The organism is Paenibacillus nuruki (assembly GCF_963311185.1).
Taxonomy (GTDB): Bacteria; Bacillota; Bacilli; order Paenibacillales; family Paenibacillaceae; genus Saccharibacillus; species Saccharibacillus nuruki.
The window spans coordinates 3006230-3029392 of record NZ_OY725677.1; the positions used below are offsets into that span (position 1 = coordinate 3006230).

The window sequence follows — 23163 nt, forward strand, 5'->3', positions numbered from 1 at the left end:
ATGAGAATATCGATGTATACTATTTTGCAAAATGTAGAACTGATACTTCCAAATAAAATTCTATCAAACGTTCATGTAGGGATCGAACAAGGAATAATCGTAAAGATTGATGCAGATCCTATTTCTACATATGAAGAATATCAACAAATCGATTGTAAAGGGCAACGGTTAATCCCTGGCATGATTGATGTTCATATTCATGGAGCGAATGGCTTTGATATGATGGATGGTCGTGAAGAAAGTATACAAGAAGTGTCTCGTACGTGTGCTTCTACAGGGTGTACCTCTTTTCTAGCTACTTCTGTCAGTTCTACGATTGAAGATCTTTTAGCGATGATCCATAGTGTGAAACGCGTCGTCGGTCATGAAGTAGGCGCCAAAATTGCAGGGATTCACTTAGAAGGACCCTATCTGAATCCCATACGTAAAGGAATGCAAAATGAAAAATATTTACGTCATCCTGATATAGAAGAAATGAAGATGATCTTTAAAGAAGCCGACTCTCTTATTCAAATGGTAACGATCGCTCCAGAGTTACCGGGAGGGATGGAATTAATCTCATTTCTTAAAGAACAAGGTGTTATTATATCTATTGCACATTCGGATGCGACTTATGAAGAAGCCAAAAAAGCATTTAAAGCTGGTGCAAGTCATGTCACACATTGTTTTAACGGGATGCGACCGATCCATCATCGTGATCCGGGAATTGTCGTTGCGGCTTTTGAAGAAGAACATGTCAGTCTTCAAGCTATTGTAGATCATATTCATTTGCATCCTGCTATTATTCGATTAATGCATCGTTCAAAAGGGCCTGAAGGGATGGTCTTGATTACAGATGCTTTACAAGCGATGGGTATGGGAGACGGTGATTATCTGTTTGGAGGTCACCATGTAACTGTAACCGATGGTGTCGCTAGATTACATGATGGAACGTTAGCCTCAAGTACAGTTACGATGAATGAAGCACTCCGATATACGGTTGAAACAGGGATTTCTTTGACAGATGCTGTGCAAATGGCTTCGACTACACCAGCACGTATTCTAGATCTACAGCAAAAAGGAGCAATTGCAGTAGGCATGGATGCAGACTTAGTGCTACTGGATGATACCTTTCAAGTACAATGGACTATGATCTCTGGTCACATAGTATAACGCCATTACACTTCATTGCTCTAACTTATACAGAACATACGATATATCTAATAGAAGTCTATTTAAAATAGCAAAAAGAGGTTGCCCTCAGGTGATTAAGCCTGTGGACAACCTCTTTTGTTGAAAGAACAGTTGGATCATGTAAAAGATTCAAAAGAATCTTATTACATCATGCCGCCCATTCCCCCCATACCGCCCATGCCACTCATATCAGGAGCGCCACCAGATCCAGCTGGTTCTGGTTTGTCAGCGATAACTGCTTCTGTTGTTAAGAACATAGCTGCTACAGAAGCTGCATTTTGTAGTGCAGAACGAGTTACTTTCGCAGGGTCAACGATACCCGCTTCGAACATGTTTACCCATTCGCCTGTAGCTGCATTGTAACCAATACCCACTACTTCTTTTTTCAGACGCTCAACGATAACAGAACCTTCTTGTCCAGCATTCGCAGCGATTGTGCGAATTGGCTCTTCAAGCGCACGTAGTACAATGTTTACGCCTGTTTGCTCGTCACCTGTAACTTGTACAGCAGATACTGCTGCATATACGTTCACAAGCGCTGTACCACCACCAGATACGATACCTTCTTCAACCGCAGCGCGAGTTGCGTTCAAAGCATCTTCGATGCGTAGTTTGCGCTCTTTCAATTCTGTTTCTGTTGCTGCACCGACTTTGATTACTGCAACGCCACCAGCTAATTTAGCTAGACGCTCTTGCAATTTCTCTTTGTCGAACTCGGAAGTTGTTTCTTCCAGTTGTGAACGGATTTGGTTAACACGAGCATCGATATCCGCTTTGTCTCCAAAACCGTCTACGATGATTGTGTTTTCTTTCGTTACACGTACTTGGCGTGCTGTACCCAATTGCTCGATGGTTGCTGTTTTTAGGTCTAGACCCAATTCTTCAGTGATCACTTGACCACCAGTAAGAGCAGCGATATCTTGCAACATTGCTTTACGACGGTCACCAAATCCTGGAGCTTTAACAGCTACAGCATTGAATGTACCACGCAATTTGTTCACAACTAGCATAGCCAAAGCTTCGCCTTCAATATCTTCAGCAACCAATACCAATGGTTTGCTTTGTTGTACTACTTTTTCAAGTAATGGCAAGATTTCTTGTGTGTTTGTGATTTTTTTGTCAGTGATCAAGATATATGGATTTTCTAGAACAGCTTCCATTTTATCTGTATCTGTAATCATGTATGGAGAAAGGTATCCACGGTCGAACTGCATGCCTTCTACCACTTCAAGTTCAGTAGCGAATCCACGAGATTCTTCAACAGTGATAACACCGTCTTTACCTACTTTTTCCATAGCTTCAGCGATCAATTGACCTACTTCTTCGTCAGCCGCAGAAATAGAAGCAACTTGAGCGATAGACTGTTTGTCTTCTACATGTCTAGAGATGTTTTGCAATTCTTGAACAGCTGCACGAACCGCTTTTTCAATCCCTTTACGGATAACCATAGGGTTAGCACCAGCAGTTACGTTTTTAAGACCTTCACGAATCATCGCTTGAGCCAAAACAGTTGCAGTTGTTGTACCATCACCAGCTACATCGTTGGTTTTAGTTGCTACTTCTTTAACCAATTGCGCACCCATGTTTTCGAAAGCATCTTCAAGTTCGATTTCTTTTGCAATCGTTACACCATCATTTGTGATCAATGGGCTACCGAATTTTTTCTCAAGAACCACGTTACGTCCTTTAGGTCCCAATGTTACTTTTACTGCATTTGCAAGAGCATCTACACCACGAAGCATTGCGCGACGAGCATCTTCACTGAATTTAATTTCTTTAGCCATAAGAATAGTTACCTCCTTGATATTTTAAAATCATTATAATGACAGACCGGCTTACACCGACTGTGTACATGTATATTCGTTGGTATTAAGATAGAATAGCGTGAATATCGCTTTCTTTCATAATCAAATATTCTTTACCTTCGAATTTAATCTCTGTTCCAGCATATTTGGAGAAAAGGACACGATCGCCTTCTTTCACTTCCAAAGGAATACGCACTCCATCTTTTAATTGACCGCTACCTACAGCAATAATTTTGCCTTCTTGCGGCTTTTCTTTAGCAGAGTCTGGAAGGACAATACCAAATGAAGTTGTTTGTTCCTGTTCGATCGCTTCTACCAATACACGTTCACCTAAAGGTTTGATCATGAAAAATAGCCTCCTTAAAATAATATATTGATTTGTTTCATATGATGGTTGTTATTTATGTAATTAGCACTCGACACCTTTCAGTGCTAACAACCAACTTTATGATACTCAACTTGAGCGATAATTTCAAGTCTCTTTGTGTAAATTTATAAAAGTTAGGTTCAAAATAACGATTATTCTACCATACAATCACTCTTACAATTACCCAATCCTAGGGAATAAAACATCAATCGAGTTATAAAAAAAGAAATCAACGCGATTTGGATACCTTCACGTTAATTTCTTTTTTCTTACAATACATTGATCGTGATGCAGTTTCTACCTTTGGTTTTGGAGCGATATAAGGCTTCATCTGCTAATCGATAAATCTTCTCTTCGGTTAATTCATCATCGACAGCCGTCACTACAGCTAGACCTACTGAAACAGTAATATATGGACTGGCATCATTTTGATTATGAGGAATATGAAGATCTTCAATACAAGCACGTAAAGACTCTGCAAATTCATGCGCCTCTTCAATCCCTGTACTGATATGCAAGATCGCAAATTCCTCACCACCCAGACGAAAAGCCATATCTGTTCTTTTTCGCATCTGAGCCGTTAATGTGGAACCGATCATTCGTAGTACATGATCACCTTCATAATGCCCGTAGGTATCATTGTATTTCTTATAATGATCGATATCGAGCAACATAAAAGCAAGCCCTTTTTGCTCTTTGGCTGCTTTCAAAATTTTGTGCACAATACGATCATTAAAATGTCGGCGATTATACAAACCAGTCAAATCATCAATAATAGAGATACGTTCAATTTGCTTTTTGTCTGTAATATTATGACCGATAAAGGTATATCCTGTAATCTGATTATGATTCAAAATAGGCTCAATAATCATATCCAGCCACAGTAAACTTTCATCTTTTTTCGGTTGAATTAATTCGCCTGTCCATGTCTTTTCTTCGTTCATCACAAAGACCTGATAAGAGCCTTCGCGACGATCTTTGGCATATAAGAAACGATGCTTTTTACCAATTAATTCTTCCCGAGAATAGCCAGTCATAATGCAAAATTCTTCACTCACCATCGTGATCTCATCATGCAGATCCGTCTGCACAATAATGACATTTTTATCAACAATGTTAAAGTATTTACTTAGTTGTTCATTTTTGATCGCTAGCTCTTCTGTACGTTCTGCGACCAGGTTTTCCATGTTCGCATACAGACTTGCATTTTCGATAGAATAGACCATATCTCGTGATAGCAAATTAATCATTTTCAGACGTTCATTGGTAAATGCACCTGTCATCAAATTATTTTCCAGATAAATAATCGCAATCAGCTTATTCTGATTATAAAGAGGCATACACAACATCGATTTTGGCTGATATTCTGCAATATACGAGTATGCTGCTAGACCAATTCCTGAACGTGCATCACTCTGAAGTAAGATTTGCCCGCTTTCCGCTACATAATCAATAATGTCCCATGGGAAATGCTGTTGCTGATCTCTACGTTGTTCATGATGAAGCAAGACTTCGATCTGATTTTCGGTATGTTTGTATTCTCCCTCAACCCACAAAGAAAAATTAGACTGCATCACCATACAACCACGTTCTGCGCCTGCGTTCATAATCACAACTTCCATAATTTTTTGTAGCAACTGATCCAATTCAATCTCTTTGGAAATGATCTGCGATGCTTTGAACAACAGATGAATATCAATATTTTCTGTAGAAGAAGTGAGCGTATTCTCGGTATGAGAAGGAATCCATTGCACATGATACATCAGATCCTGATAACGTTTCTCTAGATGCTTAACTTTGGCTTTGGCTCCCCAGACAGAATAATAATAAGAAGCCTGCTTGAAGAAGTAAGCTGCCAGTTCATTTAATCTTCTGGATTGGTAAAAGCGAGCCATAAGTTCACTTGCAATCGCTTTGTATCTTGTAAAGTTACCATGTCCACTTGCAGATAAAGCAAGATGATAATACTTTTCAGCTTCTTTGTGTCTTCGATTAATGCGTAGCCATTCTGCTTTCATCATATGCTGCTGTGTCAAAAAGTTATGAGGAAAATGAATTGCCCATTTTTTCATTTTTCGGTACTCTTTGCGCATACGTAGACGAGCAGTCTGCTTTTCTCCTACACTCATATGTTCATAACAAGCCGCTATGTTCATAAAGGTGTAAAAAGAGAACTCTTCCAAAAAGGTTGAACCTGCTAATGTGCCTACGACTTTATACGCTTTGTCGATATCACTCAACGATTCACGATAATTTTCAAAAATAAATGCAATCTGGATCTTATTAATATAATAAATAGCGATGCCTGAATAATAATTGGCTTCTGTTAATTGTGCTAAATAAGCTTGTTCGCTAAAAGATTCATCGTCAAAAGAATCGGTCTGCTTCAACTCTCCAGCCAGTATCCGGAACTTTTGGCGTGATAACTGAGCGGTTGCCAGCGCTTCTTTATACTTGGTATTTTCGATCATAGAGATCATCTGATCGCTTTCTTGCAAATACTTTTCAATCTCAAGTGCTGGATTCCAGAGATTCATATAATAACAAGCATGTGCCAGATAGAGCATATCACCTGACAATATACTGGAATCGATTGCCTGACTGTATTGTTCCTCTAGCAGTTCCCACTCATGACTCCAACTGTAACAAAACAGTGTGTAGAGCACTTTTACAAGGCTACGCCACTGTAGATCATTGAATTTCTCGTTGATATCCATTGCAAGCTTGCCGTATTCTTGTGCGCCTTTGAGATCACCCATACCAGAGAGCAACATGGCATAACCGATATAAGCACCCGCCGATTCTGGGCCATTTCCATATTGGATAGATAAATAAGCTTTTTTCAGAACTGCCCATGCGAATAAGGTCTGTTCTCCTGAAATAAAGGCAGGTGGAATAAAGCTTACTAACAACCGCATAACCAACTTAATCTTCTCATCTTGTACTTCAGGGCCATGTAATAAATCATGAGTGGTTTTGCCGCGGAGCTTGAGCTTGACGCGTATCATTTCTTTACCTACAATCGCCATATTGAGCTTAGTGGGCACGTATACACCTAGACTCGCCAGACCTAATTTCCCTGCTTCAATCGCTTCTTTCATCATTCCGAGGTACATATAATGATTAGACTGCATCTCATAGATTCTAGCCAGTTCCATCGGAATCTGTACATGTTCGATCAGTGCACGACAAGCTTGATCTCCTGACTCTAGCTGATGAATCAAATACGAACATTCACTGTACAGATAATAAATATCAAATGTAGTCTGATAATGCGTTGTCCAGCTATTGGAGCCTAATAGACTGAGCGCAGTCTCCAAAAACTGACAAGCAATCTCATAGCCAAAAGATTCTTTAGCACGCTTAGCCGCTTGAAGGTTGATGATAATTATACGTTCGCGCTCTTCTACAGAGTCCACCAGAGATACACCTTTATTCAAATGCCCTGCTATTTCCATACTATTTTCGCGGACTTTATCTACTGACCAATGATCCAGTAATAACCAGCCAATCCGAAGATGCAGACTTTGACGGCTCTGTGGATCTATCATTTGGTACAAAGCTTGTTGCAATTTATCATGTCCAAACGCAAACGGAATATCCAACTGCTTCAGTTCAGTACTGACTTCTTCTACACTGCTTAACATTTGGTAATTCGAATGAAGTGGTGTAATGATATCTTCTTGTACTGCGTGTATTAAAGATTCTATGATAACTGTCGTTGTCTCATCACTGACCAGATGAAGAATCTGCCAATCAAAACTACGACCGATCGATGCCGCCAATCCTAAAATGTGCTGCATATGGACAGGGAGCGTTTGCATTTTCTGAATCAGATAATCAATCAAATCTTCATTCATTGTCATCTGTTTCACCTGAGTCTGATTCAGGTTCCATGTTCCTAATTGATCGTCGAAAAAGATCGCTTTATTTTTGTACAAATCTTTAAGGATTTCATGAATAAAAAATGGATTCCCTTTGGTCTGATGATAAATATTTTCACGCAACGGCTCAATAATATCCGTATTGGTTGTATTTAGCGTATCTTCAATCAGGTATTGTACATGTTCAGCAGATAACGAAGTCAATTGAATATGATGAATCGTCATCTGCTTTTCAATTTCTTCCAACGTAGTTGCTAATGGATGTCCTGGATTCACTTCATTGGGACGATACGAACCGATAATAAACAGCTTTTTCAAACTGCTACTTTCCATCAATCGCCCTACCAATTGAATACTGGCTACATCTGCCCATTGTAGATCATCTAGAAATAATAAAAGCGGACGTTGCCCTGCTGTTAATCCTTCAAGAAAGCGAATAAACGATAAGAAAAAGCGATTATTTTCTTCGGTTGGATTAAGGGGTTCGACCATTGGCTGTATGCCTAGTATTTGCTCAAGTTCTGGTAACCATTTGGTAATCACACCTGCATTATTCCCTAATCCATTGCGAAGAGCCAATTGTAACTGTTGGGTTTCTTCAGGCAACCCTTTAAGATACTGCACCAGCAATGTACGAAATGCTTGGATAATCGCACTATACGGGATATTTTTATTGTATTGCTCAAATTTACCTTGAATAAAATAACCGCGTTCTTTCGAAATAAAGCTGTGCAACTCATTAACAAAAGCAGTCTTTCCGATTCCTGCTTCTCCAGATACCAGAGCCAGCTGAACATGCTCTTGAATACCTTCTGTTAAAATGTGCTTCATCCGGGCTAATTCTTCATCACGTCCATGCAATCGTTGTGGAATATGAAATAGACTTAAGCGATCTTCATGTCCTATTTGAAACTCTGCTTGAGGATCATAACATTTTCTAAGATCCGCTTTGATTCCATATGCACTGCGATAACGATCTTCCGGTGACTTTTCTAACAATTTCATAATGATATCTGATAGCGAGCGAGATACTTGCCCCTGTGTAAGGTCATACGGAGATGTTGGCTTCTTCGCTATAATCGAATAAATTTGCTCGACAACCGAATCCGAAGGGTATGGCTTTTGACCAGTGACCATTTCGTACAAAACAACACCCAACGAATAAAAGTCAGAACGATAATCGATATTCCGATTAATGCGTCCTGTCTGTTCAGGTGAAATATAAGATAATGTACCTTCCATCACACCTGCATTTTGAAATTCTTGCTTTTCATTGGTCAGTTTGACAGATAGATCAAAATCGATAATTTGAATCTGGTCACTTTGACGATTCCAAATCAAATTGGCTGGTTTGAGGTCTTTGTGAATAATCTGTTGCTCATGAATACGTCCGACAATATCTACAATCTTTATAGCTAACCGTAAAATAGTTGATAATTCTAGTTGTTCATCCCGGATTACATTTCTTAGCGATTGCCCGTCGATATCTTCCAAAGTTAGTACAAAAAAACCACCGCGTTCTTCCAGCTGAATCGGTTGAATAACCCCTTCAACTACACCTTTCAATTCGGATAGCATTTTGTATTCTTTTTTGATACGCATCACTGCTTCATATGTGGATGCTTTGGCTCCTAGAACCTTGGCAATGACTGTCTGTCCGGAAAGATTATCAATGCAACGATAGATCGCTTTACTGCCGTTATCGGCGATCTCTTCGACCACTGTATATTTCTGATCTTTCCATATCATTAGTGTTCCCTCGCTTTATCCCCTGTTCCGACAATTTCAAAATTAGGATCAAATTTAAATACGTATGCACCTGTCAACCAAATAATCCAACAATTGACACCAAAGAATAGATAGCCAAAATAACCTAAGATCGGCATTTCTGAGAAGATGTGAATCTTATCTAAATACGGTACAGAATATTTCCAGTAATTTGGATTGACTGGAATCCCTTGATTAAACCATTCACTACCAAAGTTCCACATTTCCCAAAAGAAACCGTTCGCTACTGTAGCAATAGCGATAAGTAGTAATGGTGACCAGTTTCCGTTTTTGATCGAGGTAAACGGTGTCCAAAACCCGATCAGACCCATAGCCGCAGACAACATAGGTACTAAAGCTACCCACAGTACAAAAAATAATTCGAATGGGAAATACCCCATCGCAAAAGCAAGAATTAAACCTACAATGTAAAATGCAATCAACAATGGCTTATTCAAATGAATCTTAGGTCCATTGCTGTATCTTTTTTTCAAGCTTGGGAACGTTTGTAGTAACAAATACCATTCAATAATCGCTGGAAGTACTGTGGTATACGATAACGCAAACCAAAAGATATTACCAAAATTAGAAAATACATCTTTATTCGGATAATACCAATTTTCCATCACGAAAAAGTTCAAATACTCAAATGCAAACCAACTAAAACAAGATACGATTGCCAGCAACTGCATTATGTATAGCTTGCTGGATAAAAGAGATACACCGTTATTTCTTTTGTATACGATACCATCCAGAATCAGAATGAATGCCCACCATAAGGGTACAAAAGTATACGGCTCAAGTAAACTAACAAATCCAGCACGTGACCATATAATAAACCAACAAATCAGCAATATTGGGAAAGCAGCCCAGAACCAGATCGGAAAAGGTACACTTGTTTTGGCGACACGTACAATCTTCTCTTTTTTAAATCCGAACAAACGTGGAAATAATAAAAATATAAGTATGAATGCTGCGATACAACATGCACCTATAAAATAAATTAAATTAAACCCCGGATCTTGTACATTATTTTGTACAGGAAATACTCCATATCCCGGAGGCAATCCATCCCATTTCGCCAAACTCCCCAGTAATGGCAAAATAAAAATCAACGCAAATGTAGACAATAAAAATATGATTTTTTTCATGATACTTATCCCCTTTTTTCGTTCCTTACCTTATCATTTTAAACCAACCACTCTGTACAAATACTGAACAAAACACTCTCTTTTTTGCTTTATCTATGCTTTTATGCAGTATTTGTCATATTTTGACGATTATTTTATTTTCCTTTCTAAAATAAGTTATTTTTTCTATTTCTTCTCTCTATTATTTATAATAGTTGATGTTTAAAAAAGATAGTGATTTTTTTATAAAAACTTCAAATAAAAAGAGTATTTTTGCTAGCTTTGCCTGAATTTCCAGAACATAGCTACTTTGCAAAAATACTCTTTTTCACTTTATAGATAGTATTTACTTTTTGATATATGCTACTCTTCACCTATTGAAATCTTATAGCTCTTGCTCCAATCGTGTAGCATCTAATCGTTGTTGTTTACGATGAACAACACCTGACAGGATCACACTTAACTCATATAAAAATAACAACGGAATCGCAACCAAAATATCAGATATAAAATCAGGCGGTGTAATCACGATTGCTATAAATACCAGAACCAAGTAAGCGATTTTTCTCCATTTACGCAGTACCGTTGGATTAAGAATACGTAATGTCGTTAGGAACATAATCAAGATCGGCAATTCAAATAGCGCTGCTACTGGAAATACGATATTCGACATAAACGTGAAGTATTGCACGACTCCGTATGTTTCCGCTAATCCCATATTACGCGTGACATTGGAGGTAAACGTGAGCGCCATCGGAAAGACGACATAATAAGCAAATAAAACGCCTAGTAAAAACATCATAAATACAAAAGGAACATAACGTAAAGCAGCTCTGCGTTCTTTATCTAACAGTCCAGGGCTAACAAATGCCCATATTTGATAGACGGTGACCGGTAAAGCAAGTAACAAAGCAACGACCATTGCAATCTTCATATACAAGCCAATTCCATCCCAAAATGAAAAGACATGAAATACAAGATTTCGCGCAGTCTCTGCGGCAACTAAATACTGATATATTGGTTGAGCGACAAATAGCCCCAAAATCATACCTATAAATAACACAGCGATAATCATAATCAATCGTCGCCGTAATTCTCCTATATGTTCGATCAAGGACATCTGCTTTTCAGGATTATCCATAGGTTCCTCCTATCTCAAAAGAAAATCCCTTCCGTAGGGAAGGGATTCGGAATGGTCTGCATCCTTTTAACGTTTATCTTCTGGTTGAACAGGTGGAATAACTTCTGCGGACTGAATAGAATCGGTACGAGTCTTTGATGTTGTATCATCATCTTTCATCATATCCCGTGTGCCTTCTTTGAACTCACGGAAAGTTCTTCCTACAGCACGTCCTAATTCAGGTAGTTTATTTGGACCAAATAAAATAAGCGCCAACACTATCAACAATATAAATCCTGTAGGTCCTATACCACTAAGCATTTGGTATTCCTCCTTATTAATCAGACAAAGCTAGCTTTGTCTTTTTTATCATAGCATATTCAAATGTACAGTTCATCTTTGGAGATAGGATATAACAACGACAAAAAGACACAATTCTTTATTCAAAAAAATTGTGGTACACCTACTCTTATAACGGCTAAGCTTGATCGTTCTTAACGCTCATCTGGATTACTGTATTGACCTGTAATCATCAGTAGCGCTTCAGGCAATTGATCCATAATAGCGGCTAAGTGTTCATGTACCCCTTTGGGTGTACCTGGCAAGTTCACAATAAGACTGCGTTCACGGATACCACAGATGCCACGAAATAACATAGCAGAACGATTTTTCTTCATTACTGTAGCACGCATCGCTTCTGCCATTCCGGGTACTTCACGTTGAATCACCCGCCGTGTTGCTTCAGGAGTAACATCTCGCTGCGCTAGCTCGGTGCCCCCAGTCGTTAATACCAGATCTGCATTGAAATACTCTGTCATCTCAATCAATGCTGCAATAATTTCATCAGGCTCATCAGGCACGACCCGGTATTCAACGATTTCTCCACCTAATTCTTCTTCAATTAATTCCCGAATGACTTGTGCACTTGTGTCTTCTCTTTCTCCTCGTGCACCTTTGTCACTGGCTGTAAGAATAGCCGTTCTCCAAACCATGCTCTCACCCTCCCCATCTATCTGCCATCTTCCTCTATCTATTACATCTGTATTCATCGATTCAGGTGGATCACTATTCTTACTATAAGGATTCGTCTCTATCACGTATATGGATGACTTCTATTCGTTTCTTTTAAAATCTCCATTTTTTCCGCCGCTTTTGGATAACAGCATCGTCGGTCCAATCACCATATCTTTTTGTAATGCTTTACACATATCATATACGGTCAAAGCAACAGCAGAAGCCGCGGTTAAAGCTTCCATCTCTACACCTGTTTTACCTTCTGTTTTCACTTGAACTTCAATATGAAGCTCATCATGATCATTATCTCCAAAGGTAATATTTACACCTGTTAAAGGTAAAGGATGGCACATTGGAATCCAATCTGATGTACGCTTGGCAGCTTGGATTCCTGCTACCTGTGCAACAGCCAATACATCGCCTTTACCTACCTGTCCTGCTTTGATCGCAGCCAGTGTTGCTGGTAACATCTGAACGGTAGTTACTGCAATCGCTGTACGTGATGTACTTTCTTTATCTGAAATATCGACCATCCGCGCACGTCCTTGCTCATTAAAATGAGTCAGTTTCCCTGCCGGTGTTGGTAGACCTTCATACTCTTGATTATGTTGATCACTCATCGTTATCTATCCCACCTATTGTGTCTACTTCTCGCTTTTTGTTGTTACTTTATATTCAGACGCCATAAACAGCACGTCGATACGGAAATCATGCGATTCCATCGGAATCTTTTCCGTGATTTGCGTGCCAAAAACAAATGCTCCACATACAGATAGATGAGAAGAAGTCTGCTCTAATCTGGACATAAAACGATCGTAGTATCCACCACCATAACCAATACGTCCACCTTGCTTATCATATCCAAGTCCCGGAACAAGAATAAGATCTATCTCTTGCCACGCTGATTCGGGTACTATTGGCAGGTCGTGCTTAGGTTCGGGAATACCAAAAGCTCCAGGTTCGATATCATGAATACCTGTAATTGGGTATAAATGAAAAAGAGCATCTTGCGCTGCATCAATACGCGGGGCAAAAACAGTATCTCCTGCTTGCCAGCATTGATGCAATAAGGGCATTGTATCTGGTTCATCACGATACGCCAGATAAGTAAATAAAGTTAGTGTTGATTTTTGTTTTTGTTGACGCAATTGATTCATATATGAGGCAGCAGCAGCACAAATGTCTGCTGATTCTTGTAATCGTTGTTCAGGAGTTAATGCCATTCGCTTACGTTTCAACTCTTGTCGTAAACGCTGTTTATTTGAGACGATTTCCATGGTTTACCTCCTTGCACAGACCAGGCTGTTGTAGGAATAATAAGCCTGTATGATCATCGCAAATTTCGCAAAAATCCCGATAGTGACAGTGTATCATTGTTCTTTCCAAAAACCAACTTCACCCTCTATTAAAAATGATCTACGGTGCAAATTAACATCCTTTCATGTAAACTAAATACAATAACTTTTTATACAAATTCATGATTTTCAATTATATATATGATGTGGGGGCTCAATCAGTCAATGTTACTGCAAGCAAATGGAATTACTAAACTGTACGGAATTACACCTATTTTAGAAGGTTTGAATTTGCAAATTGAAGAAAGAGAACGGATTGGTCTGGTCGGGGTAAACGGCGCAGGCAAATCAACCTTGCTCAAAATTATTGCAGGTGAAATGTCTTATGATAGTGGGCAGATTTTCCGCAATAAAGAAATGACACTTGGTTATCTAGCGCAAAATAGTGGATTACATCATGGCCATACGATCGGCGAAGAAATGCGTTCTGTATTTGCTAACTTAATTGATACCGAACAAGAATTACGTGTTATGGAACAACAGATTGCTGATTCTGCCATGATGGAAGATGACAAAGGATATGCTGATCTTCTCGCTCGTTATGCAGAACGTTCCGAGTGGTTCCGTGAACAAGGCGGATATGAAATGGATACACGGATTCGCAGTATTTTGCATGGTATGGGATTTGGTGACTTTTCTCAAGAAACCACTGTCGAGACGCTAAGTGGCGGGCAAAAAACAAGATTAGCACTGGCACGTATTCTGTTACAAGCACCTGATCTATTAATGCTGGATGAACCGACCAACCATTTGGATATCGATACTCTGACATGGCTAGAAGATTATTTACGTGGTTATTCGGGTTCATTACTGGTTGTATCGCATGACCGTTATTTTCTAGATCGCTTAGTGACTACAATTGTCGAGATTGAGCGTCATCGTTCCAAACGATATACCGGTAACTACAGTCGTTATATTGATATCAAAGCCGCTGAATATGAAACGGCAATGAAACAGTTCGATAAACAACAAGGTGAAATCGCACGTATGGAAGCTTTTGTGCAAAAAAATATTGTACGCGCATCCACGACCAAACGTGCACAAAGTCGTCGTAAAGCACTTGATAAAATGGATCGCTTGGATCGTCCTGCAGGTGACCTCAAAAAAGCAAACTTCTCATTCGGTGTATCTGTCGTCTCTGGTAAAGAAGTGTTGCGTGTACATCAATTGACTCTTTCGTATGAAGATAAGCAAAAGCTTTTTGAACCGATTTCATTTGAATTAAGACGTGGAGATATGGTTGCACTTATTGGACCGAACGGAACCGGTAAAACCACTATGCTAAAAGCACTTATTGATGAGCATCAGCCAGACACTGGTAAGATCGAATGGGGAGCAAAAGTAAAAATTGGCTACTATGATCAAGAACAAGGTCATTTGAATCCCAACAATACTGTGCTTGAGGAAGTATGGGGTAGTTTCTCTCATTTAGAAGAAGTACGTATTCGTACAGTGCTTGGTAACTTCTTGTTCAGTGGTGAAGATGTACTCAAAAAAATATCTGCGCTTAGCGGTGGTGAGAAAGCCAGAGTTTCTTTGACCAAATTGATGTTACTGGATGCCAATATGCTGATTCTAGATGAGCCAACCAACCATCTGGACTTAATGAGCAAAGAAGTGTTAGAATCCGCGCTGATGGATTATGAAGGCACCCTATTATTTATTTCACATGACCGGTATTTCTTAAATAAAATGGCAGAACGAATCTTAGAATTGCGTCCTGAAGGATTAACGGCTTATCTTGGGAATTTCGATGATTATACAGCTAAAAAACAAGAATTACTCGAAATCGCTGCTGAAAATGCACTACAACAATCCAAAAATAATACGACTACAACAGGGACAACAGAAGAACCCTTTGCCAATTCGTATGAAGAAAGCAAACAAGCCAAACGAGATGAGCGTAATCGTCAACGACGCACAGAACAATTGGAAAAAGATATTGCCGATTGGGAAGAACGTATCAGTGAATTGGAGCAACAATTAACACTTCCTGAGGTCTATCAAGACTATGAAGCTGTCCAAAAGCATCAAGAGGAAATTGCTCAATTGCAACAGTCATTAGAAGAGGCTTATGAAGAATGGGAAACGTTAGCTGCGGAATAATAGTTCGTTTTGTCAAGACTTGTACACGAGATTGTAAAAGATCAAAAACTTTATTTTAAGCAAGTAAAAAAGTTTACAAACAAAGTTATCCACAAAATTAGCGATTTATTGATCACAAAAAATGACCCATTAGGGTCATTTTTCACTGTTATACTACTATTTTTTATCCATATCCATATTTATCCACCGAGTTATGCACATTATCCACAGATTTCGAGCAAATCAGGTGATAAACATATCCCCTATTTCATCATTTTGAAAAAGCTTCGTATAATCACTTATTTTGTACTTATACACACTTTGTGGGGGATATGTGGATAACTTTGTTAACATCTTGACAAATCATTCTTCATTCTAATGGTTTCTGTAAACGCCTGATTACATGCAGATACAAAAGCAATCGCTGCCGTTTGTAACGAATCTTGTCCGGAAGCGGTACCACGGAAGGTCTGTTTCTGATAACAGATTGTTGCCACAGCATCTGTGTATGCTATACCGTTCGTATAGAACGATTGCATTTCCATATCTTCCAATTGTATACCTTCTATTTCATCTTCTGAGTGTTCAATCATCTCTTGGCCCATATATTGTTGAACGGCTTGTTGAAGACTATTCATCACCGATTGCATCGCTCCAATAGCAATCGATTGAGTCGTATATGGATGATCATGACTGTTTAAGGTGACTTTGGATGCGATCGTTCCATCTGAATGAGCATTCCACTGAATATCTTCAATCGAAAGTTGAGACTGGGTGATTGCGTTTGAATTTCCTGTCAACATTAATAGCTCTTCATCTGTCACATGATGTTTGTGATCGGCGTATTTTTTGAAATCTTCATACCATTGATGAAGTTGTTGCTCTTCAGGATAAATATCATATTGTGCTAGACGATTAGAAAGAGCATGTCGACCTGAATGCTTTCCTAATATAATCATCGTACGCGGAATACCTAATCGTTCTGGACTCATAATTTCATACGTCGATAGGTCTTTTAATAATCCATCCTGATGGATTCCTGATTCATGTCGGAATGCATTTCTACCGATTACTGGTTTGTTATAAGCTACTGGAAATCTCATCGCTCGGCTCACTTCATGTGAAATTTCATATAATGCTTCTGCGCGTATATTCGTTGTTACATCTAGACTATTACGGCGTGTCTCAATTGCCATGACCAATTCTTCCAATGCACAGTTCCCTGTACGTTCACCGACTCCGTTAACAGTGACTTCTACTTGATCTGCACCTGCTTGAACCGCTGCTAGACTATTCGCTACTGCTAATCCTAGATCGTTATGACAGTGTGCACTCAACTGAACATTTTCAGCTCCTCGTGCTCCTTGACGAACAGCTCTAAACATCTGTCCATATTCGTCTGGCAAAGCATATCCTACAGTGTCAGGCAAGTTAATAATCGTTGCCCCTGCGGCAATAGCCACCTCTACCATTTCAATCAGATCATCTATTGCTGTCCGAGAAGCATCCATCGCTGTAAATTGCACACGATCGGTAAACTGCTTGGCAAAAGACACCATATCATGCGCAATCTGCACCGTTTCTGCTCTTGTTTTGCGTAATTGATGTTGTAAATGGATATCGGAAGAGGACAAAAACAAGTGAATTCTGCGATTAACAGCATCCTCTGTTGCTTTGGCGGCGGCTTCGATATCGATTTTTACAGCTCGTGCAAATCCACAAATTTCAAATTGCTGAAATGTTCTAGCTATTTTCTGTACGGCTTCGAACTCTCCCGGGCTGGAAATAGGAAAACCAGGTTCTAGCACATCGACACCTAACGCTTGTAGCCGTTCTGCCAATGCTATTTTCTGATCCCATTGTAGTGTCGCTCCCGGTGCTTGTTCTCCATCACGCAAAGTGGTATCTAAAATAGCAATCTTTTTGTAGCTTGGTTGACTGATCTGACTCATCTTATTCACGCTCCCAAATTCTTTATTTGCATACATGATTAGATACATTTCAAGAAAAAAGAATACAAAAAAAGCCTGACTTCTCTCACTAATGTAAGAGACGCCAGACGATGCTGTCGCGGTACCACTCTTGTTGGAATCGTATTGATTCCCGCTTAATCTGATCCAGTAGATGTACATAGATAATAGGCATATGTACTGGATCAGCATTGGATGACGGGAATGACCCGTAAGTAAGTACGATGATGACATCTATCATCATGTTCCCTACTTCCGCTCCCAGGCGAGTTCAAAAGACCATCTACCGTATTGCGTCGCACCTTCCCGCAACTCTCTGATTGTGGTAGCTTTCTTTTTACTACTCCTGTTCTTTGCGTGTGTGTATATGATGTTATTAGTAAGTTTGTGAATTCACAGTTCGTTATCTATTCCAATAGAGCGATAGTATCTCTTTATGAAAATACCAAAAAACCGCCATCTCTGTAAAAGAGACGACGGTTGATTTACCTTCGCGGTACCACTCTTATTGGACGCTGATTAGAATCATTCAAAACGGCGTCCCGCTTTATCCATTAAAATGCATTATATGAAATACAATCTAATGGTATCCGATCACGGGGATCAACCGTAATGATGTACCTGTCTACTCGTTAGACTTTCCATCATTCCGCTCCCGGGTGAGTTCAGGGTTGCCTTCATACTGCGTTGCACCATCCCGCAGCTCTCTGGATTCAAGCGAATCTCCCTACTAATCCCGTTCCAAGCGTTTATTCTATTTAAGATGAAGATCATTATAGATAACGAATTATTGATATTATAAAAGCGCGAGTTGCATTAGTCAATACTATTTTCAGTTTGCTCTACAGGTTGATACGTGACCGACCATTTTTCAAGTGAAAGAGATGGCTCTGCTTTCATATCCAATGTAGTGAATTGACTATGTTTCCATTTCAAATAAGCAGCTGCTCCGATCATTGCTGCATTATCAGTACAATACTCAAACGGTGGAATCAACAACTCAATCTTTTCTTTTTCACAACGATCAGTTAGATTCGCTCGTAACCCACGGTTAACAGCTACTCCACCACATAATAACAACTGCTTCGCTCCATACTGGCGCACTGCACGAACAGCTTTTTCCACCAGTACTTCAACTACCGATTCTTGAAAACCTCGTGCGATCTCGCCTATCATCGGTTCTTCGCCGCGCATCTTCTTCTGATTGACTACATTCAGAACGGCTGACTTCAATCCACTCAGGCTAAAATCATATGAATTGGCTTCTAACCATACTCGTGGCAAAGATACTACCGATTCTGCTTCCATCGCCAGATTATCTACATAAGGTCCACCCGGATAAGGGAATCCTAATGCTCGTGCTACTTTGTCGTACGCTTCCCCTACTGCATCATCACGAGTGCTACCGATCAATTGAAACTGTCCTTCAGATTCTAGTAATACCAGTTCAGTATGTCCACCTGATACGACCAATGCCATCGAAGGATATTGTATCTCTGCGGTTAAATTATTTGCATAAATATGACCTGCAATATGGTGGGTTCCGATCAAAGGCTTGTCTAATGCAAATGCCAAACTTTTTGCCGCCATAATGCCTACTAATAAAGCACCTACTAAGCCGGGGCCTTGAGTAACTGCAATAGCTGAAATATCTTCTAATGCAACTCCCGATTCTTGGATTGCTTCTTCAATCATCAATGTAATACTTTCTACGTGTTTGCGTGAAGCGACTTCGGGTACCACACCGCCAAAAGCTTTGTGTGTCTCTATCTGACTCGATACGAGATTGGACAGCACGATTTTACCATCTTTCACAATAGACACGGACGTCTCGTCACAGCTCGTCTCTATCGCTAGAATATGGCATCCTTCACGTTGTATATCTTGTTGCATCATGTTTATTCCACGCTTCCTTCCAGATGACCTTGCGCTTCGGCTAACTCGCACCACATAATCATGGCATCTTCATTATTATCCGAATAATACCCTTTACGAATACCTGCGTTACTGAAACCTAATTTCATATATAATTGCTGTGCGATCTCATTGGAGACGCGTACTTCAAGTGTCATGCGTAACATTCCTAATTCTAGCGCCCAGTTCATCAGTTCGACTAATAAAGCTTCTCCAAGCTTACGTCCACGATAAGCTTCCCGAATCGCAATATTGGTAACATGAGCTTCATCCATAATCGTCCACATGCCTGCATAACCGATCGTTCGTCCATCGATTACCATCACCATATAACGAGCAAAATGATTCATCGTCAATTCATTACGAAATGCTTCTTCTGTCCAGGGGAGTGTGAATGCTTCATGTTCAATCTCCATCACTTCTGGAATATCATCAATCGTCATTTTACGTAGCACAGGTTGTTGTTGATTCTGCTCGTATCGTAATGCCATGAGCACACTTCCTTTCTATTTTGACTGGCGTAGCAAATTCGCTTCAGCTTCTGACAGTTGTGTGTAATTGGGTAGTAAATGATGCGTATCATCATATTTGCCATCTAAAAGTAGACTTGCTCCGACTTCTCCTGCACATCCTGCATCAAGTCCACATGCTAGTATGGTGATCTTCGCTTCAATAACATCCTGTAAACGCTCTGCTCGCTCTTGATGGTTAGCCGTTTCTCCGACGATCAAAATATGATGCGGACGTTCTTGTTCAGACAACCCCTGATACTGAGCAGCAATCTGATCCATCCAATGATCCATAAGCATAATCCGATCTTCTTCGATACGCTTTGGCAAAGTTACTGTCTCTGCTGTAGATTCTGTAGACATAGATTGAATATCAAATAACGAAGTATATACCTGAGCACGGCGACCATCCATCAGTGGAATAATCCATACGGACGGCTGAGAGGATGCTGTTGTTTGAGATAATTCAGATGATTCTATATGGGTAGACAGATACTCACGATATCCACTCCAAGCCAGCGCTGCTAGACTGGAAAAGCCTACGACTGGAATCTGTAATGTCCATGCTAATGTTTTGGCTGTTGTTACCGCAATACGAATACCTGTATATGAACCAGGACCCACACCTACAGCAATACCTGCTAATTCACTGCGAGATGTATTAGACTGTTCCATCAGCTTCTGGATTCCATTCACGAGACCGACAGAATGATTGCGATCAGCATAACTATTTTCAGCTACAAGTACTTCATTTTCTTGCATAACAGCTACATTTTGAGAAGCTGTAGATGTATCCAAAACCAAAAACCGCTTGCGCGGCTGTTCGTTGATTTCATTCATTGATTGTCACTAACTCCATTCTGTATTAACTCACGACACCACTCTGAATAAGGTTCTCCATAACCTGTACAGACGAACTTGCGTGTGTTGTCTTCATTGACTGTAATCTCGATCCCTAATCGCTGAGCAGGTAATAAGTCAGGAATAATACTCGCCCATTCGACCAATGTAGCACCCTGTCCATAAAAGTATTCATCTAACCCCAGATCAGCCGCTTCATCTTCGCTAATCCGGTATACATCCATATGATAAAAAGGCATATTTCCTTCATATTCCTTAATGATCGTAAATGTTGGGCTGTTCACCAATGATGTTACACCTAGATAACGAGCAAATGATTTGGAAAAATGAGTTTTCCCTGCTCCCAAATCTCCGTCTAGTGTAATAATAGTGCCAGGCAATGAACGCTTGGCTAAAAAAGCAGCTAGTTGATCGGTATCTTCCAAGCTTGGACTGGTAAATGTATATGATGTTGCTGGTAATCGTTCAGACATGTGTTCCTCCATATAAAATGACAAGTGATACGATATCTAATAACTATCGTCTGCCAAATCGTTTGATAGAGCGATTATACCATATTCTTGATCGAGTTCCTTGTTAAGATCATAGACCATTGTAGAAATACGTTCAGCAATCAGCAGGTTATTTTATAGAAGTGGTGATAACATGCGTGATAACGTCTCCATCGTTTTCTGAACACGAGATCGCTTGATAAACTGCTCATAATTCAATAGACGACTATGTCCAAGATCACGTTCAAAGTCTTCCATTAAGCGCTCGATAGTCGACGGTTCTACCAAAACAGCTACCAATTCAAAATTGCTATAAAAACTACGCATATCCATATTTGCTGTACCTACTGAAGCCAGTAGATCATCGATCACCATCACTTTGGCATGCACAAATCCTTTTTCATATTGATGAATACGCACTCCAGCACGCATCAACTCTTGCATATAAGATAACGAGGCATAATGAACAACTTGTGAATCGGATATTTTCGGAATAATAATATCGACTTGTACACCACTGACTGCGGCTGTTTTGAGTGCTGTATAGATGCCTGCATCCGGTATAAAATAAGGTGTAGTGATACAAATACGCTGCTTGGCTACAGCAATCGCACTAAAACACAATTCTTGAATCGCATCCCAGTTCCGATCAGGTCCACTCGATACAATCAATGCTCGTTCATTGCCTTCACATTGATGCTTCGGAAAATAGATCGGATCAGTAATCCGTTGCCCTGAAGCAAATTCCCAGTCTTCCAAGAAGACCGTCTGTAGAAAATAAACAATATCGCCACGTGTCTCCAGATGAGTGTCCCGCCAATATCCCAGCTTAGGATCATAGCCCAAATAATCATCACCAATATTTAATCCACCCATAAATCCAACTTCACCATCAATCACCAAAATTTTGCGATGATTACGATAATTCACTTCACGTTGAATAAACGAAGTAAATGGAGGTAAAAAGAAGTGGAACTCTATTCCTGCGGCTTTTAGTCGACGGACAAATGTATATTTCAAATGATAACTGCCCAACCCATCACATAACATTCGTACTTTCACACCGGCTTGTGCTTTGCGAATCAGAACATCAGTGAATTCTTTGCCAATCATATCATCTCTAAAAATATAAAACTGAATATGAATATGGTGTTCTGCTTGCTCTAATGCTCGAAGCATCGCTGCAAATGTCACTTTACCATCTGTCAGTACTTTAACATTGTTACATGCAGTAATCGGATTTTCAGTCAGATGAGAAAGAAGACCGAATAGACGCTCTTCGGTTTGAAAATGGGGATTCCCCATATCTTGTGCTTCACGTATTACATGTGATTGTCTCCATAACCGATGCCGAACTTCGCGGAAAATAATCGTTCCTTTTTTACGAATCGTACGACGAATCCGGTAATTACGTGCTACAAAATAATACAAAACAAATCCTAGAAACGGAACACAATATGAAATAAACATCCACGCAACAGCTTTGGATGGGCGACGAAACTCAAGAATCAATATAATTCCTGTCTGACAAATAAAAACAAGGCAAATCAATACAATCCAAATCATACTGTGCTTCCTTTCCTTGAACTTTCAAATCCAATTTGTTCGATAATCCAATCACTTCTTCTATCCATATAACCAACTCATTGTCTGTTGATTCACAAATTGAAATGCAATTATTACCATATAAAAAACGCTACTCTTCAAAAGAAGAATAG

At 39.7% G+C, this 23163-nt stretch carries 17 protein-coding genes and 2 other annotated features; of the genes, 2 read left to right on the top strand and 15 right to left on the bottom strand.

The window, feature by feature from the left end; translation table 11 throughout:
- The first annotated feature begins 12 nt into the window (after window positions 1-12).
- Window positions 13-1152: an N-acetylglucosamine-6-phosphate deacetylase gene (nagA, locus tag RCP16_RS13525; protein ID WP_308640520.1), complete on the top strand. Its 1140-nt coding sequence runs from the start codon at window positions 13-15 to the stop codon at window positions 1150-1152.
- Window positions 1153-1316: 164 nt separating this feature from the next.
- Here the strand turns inward: nagA and groL are convergent, their stop codons facing one another.
- The 9 genes from groL to RCP16_RS13570 all read right to left on the bottom strand — a co-directional run bounded on the left by groL (window position 1317) and on the right by RCP16_RS13570 (window position 13537).
- Window positions 1317-2957: a chaperonin GroEL gene (groL, locus tag RCP16_RS13530; RefSeq protein ID WP_069326135.1), complete on the bottom strand. Its 1641-nt coding sequence runs from the start codon at window positions 2955-2957 to the stop codon at window positions 1317-1319.
- Between the two features lie 85 nt (window positions 2958-3042).
- Window positions 3043-3324: a co-chaperone GroES gene (gene groES / locus RCP16_RS13535; RefSeq protein WP_069326136.1), complete on the bottom strand. Its 282-nt coding sequence runs from the start codon at window positions 3322-3324 to the stop codon at window positions 3043-3045.
- 290 nt (window positions 3325-3614) lie between these two features.
- Window positions 3615-8978 carry a diguanylate cyclase domain-containing protein gene (locus tag RCP16_RS13540; RefSeq protein ID WP_308640521.1) on the bottom strand — a complete coding sequence of 1788 codons (5364 nt, stop codon included), beginning with the start codon at window positions 8976-8978 and terminating at the stop codon, window positions 3615-3617.
- Complete coding sequence (locus RCP16_RS13545) at window positions 8978-10147, bottom strand: small-conductance mechanosensitive channel (RefSeq protein WP_069326138.1); 1170 nt, start codon at window positions 10145-10147, stop codon at window positions 8978-8980. The genes RCP16_RS13540 and RCP16_RS13545 overlap by 1 nt, the downstream gene beginning before the upstream one ends.
- A 364-nt stretch (window positions 10148-10511) precedes the next feature.
- A complete protein-coding gene (gene tatC / locus RCP16_RS13550; RefSeq protein WP_308640522.1) occupies window positions 10512-11267 on the bottom strand; it encodes a twin-arginine translocase subunit TatC in 756 nt (251 codons plus the stop codon).
- A gap of 66 nt (window positions 11268-11333) precedes the next feature.
- A complete protein-coding gene (locus RCP16_RS13555) occupies window positions 11334-11567 on the bottom strand; it encodes a twin-arginine translocase TatA/TatE family subunit (RefSeq protein WP_069326140.1) in 234 nt (77 codons plus the stop codon).
- A gap of 173 nt (window positions 11568-11740) precedes the next feature.
- Window positions 11741-12238 carry a MogA/MoaB family molybdenum cofactor biosynthesis protein gene (locus tag RCP16_RS13560; protein ID WP_069326141.1) on the bottom strand — a complete coding sequence of 166 codons (498 nt, stop codon included), beginning with the start codon at window positions 12236-12238 and terminating at the stop codon, window positions 11741-11743.
- A gap of 120 nt (window positions 12239-12358) precedes the next feature.
- The gene (moaC, locus tag RCP16_RS13565; protein ID WP_137220911.1) at window positions 12359-12880 is read right to left on the bottom strand and encodes a cyclic pyranopterin monophosphate synthase MoaC; all 522 of its coding nucleotides are present in this window, start codon (window positions 12878-12880) and stop codon (window positions 12359-12361) included.
- A 24-nt stretch (window positions 12881-12904) separates the two neighbouring features.
- Window positions 12905-13537 carry a 5-formyltetrahydrofolate cyclo-ligase gene (locus tag RCP16_RS13570; RefSeq protein WP_273593439.1) on the bottom strand — a complete coding sequence of 211 codons (633 nt, stop codon included), beginning with the start codon at window positions 13535-13537 and terminating at the stop codon, window positions 12905-12907.
- Window positions 13538-13780: 243 nt separating this feature from the next.
- Between RCP16_RS13570 and RCP16_RS13575 the strand changes: the two genes are divergently transcribed.
- Window positions 13781-15721 carry an ABC-F family ATP-binding cassette domain-containing protein gene (locus tag RCP16_RS13575; RefSeq protein ID WP_308640523.1) on the top strand — a complete coding sequence of 647 codons (1941 nt, stop codon included), beginning with the start codon at window positions 13781-13783 and terminating at the stop codon, window positions 15719-15721.
- Between the two features lie 326 nt (window positions 15722-16047).
- Here the strand turns inward: RCP16_RS13575 and RCP16_RS13580 are convergent, their stop codons facing one another.
- From RCP16_RS13580 to cls, 6 genes are all read right to left on the bottom strand, one after another.
- Window positions 16048-17652 (bottom strand): 2-isopropylmalate synthase, encoded by a 1605-nt coding sequence (locus tag RCP16_RS13580; RefSeq protein ID WP_069326145.1) that lies wholly within the window; start codon window positions 17650-17652, stop codon window positions 16048-16050.
- A 93-nt stretch (window positions 17653-17745) separates the two neighbouring features.
- Window positions 17746-18033 (bottom strand) — a binding site (T-box leader).
- A 103-nt stretch (window positions 18034-18136) separates the two neighbouring features.
- Window positions 18137-18423 (bottom strand) — a binding site (T-box leader).
- 63 nt (window positions 18424-18486) lie between these two features.
- Window positions 18487-19566, bottom strand: a complete 1080-nt coding sequence (gene tsaD / locus RCP16_RS13585) for a tRNA (adenosine(37)-N6)-threonylcarbamoyltransferase complex transferase subunit TsaD (protein ID WP_308640524.1) — start codon at window positions 19564-19566, stop codon at window positions 18487-18489.
- 2 nt (window positions 19567-19568) lie between these two features.
- The gene (gene rimI / locus RCP16_RS13590) at window positions 19569-20075 is read right to left on the bottom strand and encodes a ribosomal protein S18-alanine N-acetyltransferase (RefSeq protein WP_069326147.1); all 507 of its coding nucleotides are present in this window, start codon (window positions 20073-20075) and stop codon (window positions 19569-19571) included.
- A 15-nt stretch (window positions 20076-20090) separates the two neighbouring features.
- Window positions 20091-20933 carry a tRNA (adenosine(37)-N6)-threonylcarbamoyltransferase complex dimerization subunit type 1 TsaB gene (gene tsaB, locus RCP16_RS13595; RefSeq protein WP_308640525.1) on the bottom strand — a complete coding sequence of 281 codons (843 nt, stop codon included), beginning with the start codon at window positions 20931-20933 and terminating at the stop codon, window positions 20091-20093.
- Window positions 20930-21427: a tRNA (adenosine(37)-N6)-threonylcarbamoyltransferase complex ATPase subunit type 1 TsaE gene (tsaE, locus tag RCP16_RS13600; RefSeq protein ID WP_308640526.1), complete on the bottom strand. Its 498-nt coding sequence runs from the start codon at window positions 21425-21427 to the stop codon at window positions 20930-20932. The genes tsaB and tsaE overlap by 4 nt, the downstream gene beginning before the upstream one ends.
- Window positions 21428-21580: 153 nt before the next feature.
- Complete coding sequence (cls, locus tag RCP16_RS13605) at window positions 21581-23011, bottom strand: cardiolipin synthase (RefSeq protein WP_308640527.1); 1431 nt, start codon at window positions 23009-23011, stop codon at window positions 21581-21583.
- Between the last annotated feature and the right edge of the window lie 152 nt (window positions 23012-23163).